The following is a 6,897-nucleotide window of genomic DNA, read 5'->3' on the forward strand; positions in this document are numbered from 1 at the left end:
GTCCGGGCGGGAGCAAAGAGGCGGGGCAGGGTGGGCGGCATGTCGGCAGCGAAGGCGTGCGGGCCCCGATTGTCCCCGGTGTCAGGGCATGCCCAACAGCAGGGCCACCAATTCGCCCGTGCTGGTGGCCCCCAGCTTGCGCATGATCCGCCCTCGGTGGGCCTCCACCGTGCGGTGGCTGATGTGGAGGTGGCGGGCAATCTGCTTGCTGGTGGCACCGGTGACGATGTGCTGCGCCACCTCGCGCTCGCGCACCGTGAGCGGGGTGCTGACCACCCGGCGGTGCGAGATGTCTTCAAACATCCACACCGCGCGTGCAAACGGTTGGGCGCGGTCCAGCGCGCGGCCCACCACATGGCACCAGAACAGCGTGCCGTCCCGGCGGCGCATCACTCGCTCGTCGCTGTAGCTGCCGGTGTCCATCATGGCGGGCAAGCCCAGGTTGCCGGTGTGGGTGAATTCGTCCAGCGACGGATACAGCGGCGCCAGCGGCTGGTCCAGCAGCTCGGCCTGTTCGTAGCCAAACATGCGGGCAAAGGCGTCGTTGCAGATCTCGATGCAGCGCTCGCGCGTCACGCACATGCCGACGGGGGCGAGGTTGAAGGCCAGTTCCAGCGCTTCATTCAAGGGGGCTTGGAGGGCGGTAGGCATGGGGCGGGATTGTGCGGCAGGCCGGGATCAGGCCCGGCGCCCTGCGGCCACCACCACGCGGTTGCGGCCTGCGTGTTTGGCGTCGTACAGCGCCTGGTCGGCGGCGCCCAGCCATTCGGCCCAGTTGCCGCCGCCAGAGGTCACGCAGACCATGCCGATGCTCACGGTCACGGGGATGCCCTCCCCCGCTTCTGTGAGGCGGATGTTCTGCACCGCGCTGCACAGGCGCTGGGCCACGGCCGCCGCATGCTCTGCCGTTGCGTCGGGCAGGTACACCAGAAACTCTTCACCGCCCCAGCGGGCTAGCAGGTCCGACCCCCGCAACTCGCCGCCCAGGGCCTCGGCCGCTGCCCGCAGCACGCGGTCGCCCGCCGCATGGCCAAAGCGGTCGTTGATGTGCTTGAAGTGGTCCAGGTCCAGCTGAGCGATGGCGCTACCCACTGGCAGCTGCGCCGGCAGCATGGACATGAGCCAGCGGCGGTTGCCGATGCCGGTGAGCGTGTCCGTCTGGGCCACCTTTTGCAGCCGCACCTCGGCCCGCTCGTTGGACAGGGACGACACCATGAGCGCTACGCCGAAGTGGCAGAACATCTGCGCGTAGAACGCACGGGCAAACCCAAGCGGGCTGGTGGCGTGCGTGGCGATGAGAAACAGCTGCAGTGCAAACAGGCCGGCACTGATTAGCAAAAGCCCGGCCAGCAACCCGCGCGAGGGCAGGGGCTCGGTGTGGCGGTCGCGCCAGACCTCGTGGGCCGCCGCCGCCAGTGCCAGCGCGGCCGTCAGGTGGAAGGCGCCCGCGCGCAGCAGGTTGTCGAGCGGAAATTGCGTGGCGATGCCCAGCGCCAGCCAGCCGCCCGGCACTGCCGCCAGGAGAGGCAACAAAACCCGCCGGCGCCCGCTCAGGGTCCGCACGCTGGCCCAGAACAGCGTGTAGCCCAGCGTGCCCAGCAGCAGGCTGGTGTGGGTCCACAGCCACTGGGGCAGCACCTGGTACTCGCCCTGGCCCGCCAACTCGGCGCCGACGGCCAGAAGCAGGTAGGCGGCCGACAGCGGCCGGAGCCCTTGCGGACGGCAGGAATGCCGGCTGACATGGAAGATGCTCAGCGCGCCGGCGACCAAGGCGGTCTTGTAGAGCAGGAGGACGGTAGGGAGGTCAAGCTGTAAACCCATGGCGCTGCGTGGCGGTCGTGTGATGGCAGTTGTTGGAGCGGATCAGATCGGGTGGTCTCCGTCCCCCCGTATGGTGGCCGAAAGAAGTGACAGGTGACAGATGCCAGCGCGGCGCAGGGTGGATTCCGGGGGGGGGGCTCCTCAGCGCTGGCGCCACCGCTTCTTCCACTGCCGCTGGATCACCCGCGCCACGCGCCAGGCCCACGAGGCGCGGGCACGTTCCAGCACGGCATGCTTGAGCTGCATCCAGTGCGCGTGGGTCCAGGCAAACCAGCGCAATTGCATGAGCGCAGGCTGCGTGAGGGTGAACAGCCGCGCCACCACCGCCGTGCCCACCACCTTGGCCAGCACGATGACGAGCATGCCCAGCACCACATGCCCGCGCCCGATGGCCCAGAGCGCCAGCAGCTTGATCGGCAGCAGCAAGGCCGTAGGCAACGCAAACAAGGCCACCGCAGCCCAGGGCGGCAGGGAGCGCACCCAGCCTTCGATCCAGCGCAGCCCCGGCCAGCGGCCGATGCGCGCCAGCAGGCGCTGCAGCGGCTCCCAGCCCCATTCCTCGAACAGGATCAGCAGCGCCAGCAGGCCGCTGCCCAGGCCCGTGAGGGCCCGCAGAGGCCAGTGCAGCAGGTGACGCAGGAGTTTTGGAATGATTTGGGCCCGATGCGCTAGTGGATCATGCCCGAGGTGCTATGTAAAACATAGCATTCTGGCGGGAGGCATCTCCGCAGCTCACACGCCGCGCGCCCGGTCGGCCTTGAACTGTGCGCGGAACTGGGCGAAGGTGCCGGCCTCCAGCGACTCGCGCACCTCGCGCATCAGGTTCAGGTAGTAGTGCAGGTTGTGCACGGTGGTGAGCATGGGGCCCAGCATCTCGCCGCAGCGGTCCAGGTGGTGCAGGTAGGCACGCGAGAAGCCTTCACGTCCGCCGTCGTCCCACGACACGCCCGAGCTGCCCGCGCAGGCGTAGCAGGTGCAGCTGGTGTCCATGGGCTTGTGGTCGGCCTTGTGGCGGGCGTTGCGGATTTTGAGGTCGCCAAAGCGCGTGAACATCGTGCCGTTGCGCGCGTTGCGGGTGGGCATCACGCAGTCGAACATGTCCACACCGTCGGCCACGCCCTGCACCAGGTCTTCGGGCGTGCCCACGCCCATCAGGTAGCGGGGCTTGTGCGCGGGCAGGCGGTGGGGCGTGTGGGCCATGATGTCCAGCATCTCGTCCTTGGGCTCGCCCACGCTCACGCCGCCCACGGCGTAGCCGGGGAAGTCCATCTCGACCAGGCGCTCCAGAGACTCCTGGCGCAGGTTCTTGAACATGCCACCCTGCACGATGCCAAAGAGCGCGTTCGGGTTGTTCAGGCGGTGGAATTCGTCCTGGCTGCGTCTTGCCCAGCGCAGGCTCATTTCCATGCTCTTGCGCGCCTCGGCCTCGGTGGTCTTGTGGCCCTTGGTCTCGTACGGCGTGCACTCGTCGAGCTGCATCACGATGTCGGAGTTGAGCGTGGTCTGGATCTGCATGCTCACCTCGGGCGACATGAAGAGCTTGTCGCCGTTGACGGGGCTGGCAAAGGTCACGCCTTCTTCGGTGATCTTGCGCATGGCGCCCAGGCTCCAGACCTGGAAACCGCCCGAGTCGGTGAGGATGGGCTTGTCCCACTTTTCAAAGCCGTGCAGGCCGCCAAAGCTCTGCATCACGTCGAGGCCCGGGCGCATCCACAGGTGGAAGGTGTTGCCCAGGATGATCTGTGCGCCCATGTCGTGCAGGCTGCGCGGCATGACGCCCTTGACGGTGCCATAGGTGCCCACGGGCATGAAGATGGGGGTTTGCACCACGCCGTGGTTGAGCGTGAGCTGGCCACGGCGTGCGTGGCTGGAGGGGTCGGTTTTGAGGAGGTCGAACTGCAGCATGATGGGGCGCATTGTCCCAGACGGGCCGGGCTGACCTGCCGCAAGGGATTGGACTGGCGCTGGCCGATGGCGTCGCTACACTGGTCTGTACTCACTCAAGGAGAACCCCATGCTCAAGATCCTCATCGCCGTGGACGGCTCCGAACTCTCCCTGGATGGCGTGCACCACGCGCTGGCGCTGGTGCGCCAGGGGCTCCAGGCCACTATGGTGCTGGCCAACGTGCAGGAGCCCGCCACGCTGTACGAACTGGTGACCACCCGCGACCCCGACCTGATCGCCGCCGCCAGCCTGGAGGCGGGCCAGCATTTGATGGCGCCAGCGCGCGCGCTGCTCGATGCCGCCGGGGTGGCCTACGAAACCGATGTGGGGGTGGGCGATGTGGCGCACACGCTGGTGGACATGATCGAGCGCTCGGGCTGCGACATGGTCATCATCGGTGCCAAGGGGCAGGGCGCCATCACCAGCGCGCTGCTCGGGTCGGTGTCGCAGGAGGTGGCCCATGCCAGTCCGGTGCCGGTGACCATCGTCAAGCATGCCGAGGTGCTGGAGGGGGTGGACAGCGACACGGTCGAGGACGCCGAAGCCTGACCCCTTTGGCGCCCGCCCTGATAGAAAAAGACAGGACAAAGGAAAAGGGCCGCTGTGCGCGGCCCCGATCGGAATGTGTGGGAGAGGTTGCCCGGATCAGGCCGCCTTGCGAAACGGCTCCGAGGGCCGCTGCAGCTTGCCATGGGGCAGGGTGGCCAGGCGCGAGAACATGCGGCGCACATAGCCGCGCACCCACAGGCATTTGTTGAGCTCGTCCACGGGCAGCGGGCCTGACACCACCACGATGTCGTTGGCCACGTCCTGTGCACCGGCAGCGCGCAGGCGGCGGCGCGTGTTGTTGGCCCAGGACTGGATGCGCGTGGGGCTGCCGTGCTGGTGCACCTCGCCCGTGTGCACATCGAACGCAATGGCCACCGTGTCGGTCTTGAGCTTGAAGCGGCGTTCACCCGTGACGGCGCTGGGCGCCTCGCGCATGTCATACAGGTAATAGCTGCCTGCCTTGAGCTGGTATTGCATGTCCATGGGTGTGTTCCTCTTTGTCGGCATTGTCGAGGGGCACGCGGCAGGCAATGGCAGGTAAAACGGTGGGAAAGGGGCTCTTATTGAGCGCCTCTCACAGGGGGCCACGCCGGTTTCTGTGCGCGTGCCATTGTGGCCGCGCGTCGGCGCCATCCGGAGAAACTTGAGGACGATGTCGTAACGAGTTGTGAGGGCCTTTGCCCCGCCTTGGGCTACTGCTGGCCGGTGCTTCGTCCAAGGCGTATGCAACTGGCGCGGCCCCAGGCGCGGGCAGCCAAGCCAGGGCCGCCCCGCAGCGAGGGCTGCGTCCCCCTGCCCACATCGCGTAGCGATGTGAGAGCGGGGGGAAGGCGCGCAGCGCCTCAGGGGGTGTCTCCGCTAGAAATCCACCAGACTCAACCCCACACTGAACACAGTGCGCTTGCGGTTGTAGTCGATCATGCTGTCGCCGTAGCCGCTGAACAGCGAGGTGTGCAGGCGCAGGTTGCTCTTGCTGCCGAACAGGCCGGTGCCCAGGGCCTGCAGCCATTCCACACGCACCGAGCCCCGGTCGCTGCTGGCCAGCGTGTGGCGCACGGTGGCGCCCAGGGTGTTGTCCTTGTTCACATTCCACAGCAGCGACAACTCGCCCCGGCCGATGTAGTCGCTGATGCCCGGGTTGTCGTCGCTGCCTGCGCTTTCGGGGATGCGCTTCCAGATGCGGGCGTTCACGCTGAAGCGGTTGTCCAGTTCGATGCCGGTCATCAGGTAGGCGCGGTTCCAGCTGCGCGACAGCGGCTTGCTCTGGCCGTTGGACTGGTGCACCAGGCCGATGCCGCTGTAGCGCCACTTCCAGCCAAACGGCAGTTGTGCCGTGGTGGGGTACACGTACATCAGCTCGGGCTCGTGGTCGGTGGCGCGGAAGGGGCGCGAGATCTCGGGGGTGAACAGCTGCCAGTACGACTGCTGCGTGTAGCCAAACCACAGCGAGTCCTTGAGCGTGGGGTGGCCCTGGGTCAGCAGGCCCTGCGCAATCTTGGTACGCACGGACAGCTGGATGCGGTTTTCGGTGCGGCGGTACGGGGTCGAGTCGGTGGCCGAGTTGCCGTCGGCATCCGACGCGGGCTGGCGGTTCACGCTGCTCGACGCCACCACCGACACCGTGATCGGGCGGTAGCCGCGGAAGCTGAATGTGCCGCAGTCCGTGCCCGTTTCCAGCTCCCAGAAGCGCGAGAGATCGCTGTACTGCGGGTCGCGGCAGCCTTCGGTGCGCGCCACGTCGATGATGCGGGTGGCAGGCAGCGTGGCGTCCACCGGCGGGGGCACGGCCGACGAAGAGCTTGCGCCGCTGGCACTGGCCGACGCCGAAGCAGCAGGGGCTTGCCAGGACTGCGCTCCTGCAGGAGCGGCCTGGGCCTGTTCGGCCGCCCAGGCGTCAAAGCAGGCCAGGCGCGCCTGGTTGTCGCTGGACAGGGCGGTGCAGCGGCGCAGGGCCGCGTCGGTCCCGGCGGATGCGGCAGGTGCTGATTGCGCAAAGGCCGCGCCGGCCGGGGCCAGGGCTGCGAGCAGCAAGGCCAGCGGGCGGTGCAGACGGGACGCGGGGGTGCCCCGCGCAACGGCGCTCATTGCCAGGCCGCCTGTTTGCGCAGCACAAACGGTGCTGACGGCGTGGTGGGGGTGGGGTGGGCGTTGTTCCATGTTCCGCGTATTTCCTTGCCGCAACTTCCATCGACCACCTGGCCTGTCCAGGTGGCGCTGATGTTGGTGCCGTTGATCGATTCTTCCAGGGTCAGGTCGCCGCCGTCGACGTCACCACTGACCTGGGCCGTGGTGCCGCTGCGCACCACGGTGCCACGCACGCTCTGTGCCAGCTCGGGGTGCGGGCCCAGTTGCAGCGTGGCCGTGGTGGGCTTGTCTCCCGGCGCAGGGGCCTGCAGCTCGGCGCGCCACTGGCCCTGCAGGTGTTGGTGGTCCATCTCTGCCGCCGCTGGGCATGCCGCCGTGGATTGTGGTGCTTTTTGGCCGATGGCGCTTGTAGGACAAGCGCTGATAGCTATCAAAAGCGCAGCAATGCCCCAGACGCTGCGGCCACGGGGCAGGGCGGGGCGTGGGGTGGTATCGGT

The 6,897-nt window shown here is 67.8% G+C and carries 8 protein-coding genes; 1 reads left to right on the top strand and 7 read right to left on the bottom strand.

Translation table 11 applies throughout. The features are described from left to right. Positions 1–81: 81 nt before the first annotated feature. From AC07X4_RS23540 to tgt, 4 genes are all read right to left on the bottom strand, one after another. The gene (locus AC07X4_RS23540; RefSeq protein ID WP_192422043.1) at positions 82–651 is read right to left on the bottom strand and encodes a PAS and helix-turn-helix domain-containing protein; all 570 of its coding nucleotides are present in this window, start codon (positions 649–651) and stop codon (positions 82–84) included. 27 nt (positions 652–678) lie between these two features. After that, on the bottom strand, positions 679–1,821 hold the full coding sequence (locus tag AC07X4_RS23545) for a GGDEF domain-containing protein (protein ID WP_494741492.1): 1,143 nt from the start codon (positions 1,819–1,821) through the stop codon (positions 679–681). 141 nt (positions 1,822–1,962) lie between these two features. Then, positions 1,963–2,301, bottom strand: a complete 339-nt coding sequence (locus tag AC07X4_RS23550; protein ID WP_233250604.1) for a hypothetical protein — start codon at positions 2,299–2,301, stop codon at positions 1,963–1,965. Between the two features lie 252 nt (positions 2,302–2,553). Next, complete coding sequence (gene tgt / locus AC07X4_RS23555) at positions 2,554–3,726, bottom strand: tRNA guanosine(34) transglycosylase Tgt (protein ID WP_056065832.1); 1,173 nt, start codon at positions 3,724–3,726, stop codon at positions 2,554–2,556. A gap of 109 nt (positions 3,727–3,835) precedes the next feature. Here tgt and AC07X4_RS23560 point away from each other — a divergent pair, with 109 nt between their 5' ends. After that, positions 3,836–4,315 (top strand): universal stress protein, encoded by a 480-nt coding sequence (locus tag AC07X4_RS23560; protein WP_494741493.1) that lies wholly within the window; start codon positions 3,836–3,838, stop codon positions 4,313–4,315. A 96-nt stretch (positions 4,316–4,411) separates the two neighbouring features. On the opposite strand, the gene AC07X4_RS23565 is transcribed toward AC07X4_RS23560, so the two are convergent. The 3 genes from AC07X4_RS23565 to AC07X4_RS23575 all read right to left on the bottom strand — a co-directional run bounded on the left by AC07X4_RS23565 (position 4,412) and on the right by AC07X4_RS23575 (position 6,873). Continuing rightward, positions 4,412–4,798: a hypothetical protein gene (locus tag AC07X4_RS23565; protein ID WP_056065534.1), complete on the bottom strand. Its 387-nt coding sequence runs from the start codon at positions 4,796–4,798 to the stop codon at positions 4,412–4,414. A gap of 375 nt (positions 4,799–5,173) precedes the next feature. Continuing rightward, positions 5,174–6,400, bottom strand: a complete 1,227-nt coding sequence (locus AC07X4_RS23570) for a phospholipase A (RefSeq protein ID WP_056747935.1) — start codon at positions 6,398–6,400, stop codon at positions 5,174–5,176. Beyond that, a complete protein-coding gene (locus AC07X4_RS23575; protein ID WP_494741494.1) occupies positions 6,397–6,873 on the bottom strand; it encodes a hypothetical protein in 477 nt (158 codons plus the stop codon). Before AC07X4_RS23575 ends, AC07X4_RS23570 begins: the two co-directional genes overlap by 4 nt. Between the last annotated feature and the right edge of the window lie 24 nt (positions 6,874–6,897).

The organism is Acidovorax sp. GW460-11-11-14-LB4 (assembly GCF_059423685.1).

Coding starts and splice junctions, on each gene's coding strand:
- AC07X4_RS23540 (WP_192422043.1), bottom strand. CDS start 651: ATGCCTACCGCCCTCCAAGCCCCCTTGAATGAAGCGCTGGAACTGGCC.
- AC07X4_RS23545 (WP_494741492.1), bottom strand. CDS start 1,821: ATGGGTTTACAGCTTGACCTCCCTACCGTCCTCCTGCTCTACAAGACC.
- tgt (WP_056065832.1), bottom strand. CDS start 3,726: ATGCTGCAGTTCGACCTCCTCAAAACCGACCCCTCCAGCCACGCACGC.
- AC07X4_RS23560 (WP_494741493.1), top strand. CDS start 3,836: ATGCTCAAGATCCTCATCGCCGTGGACGGCTCCGAACTCTCCCTGGAT.
- AC07X4_RS23565 (WP_056065534.1), bottom strand. CDS start 4,798: ATGGACATGCAATACCAGCTCAAGGCAGGCAGCTATTACCTGTATGAC.
- AC07X4_RS23570 (WP_056747935.1), bottom strand. CDS start 6,400: ATGAGCGCCGTTGCGCGGGGCACCCCCGCGTCCCGTCTGCACCGCCCG.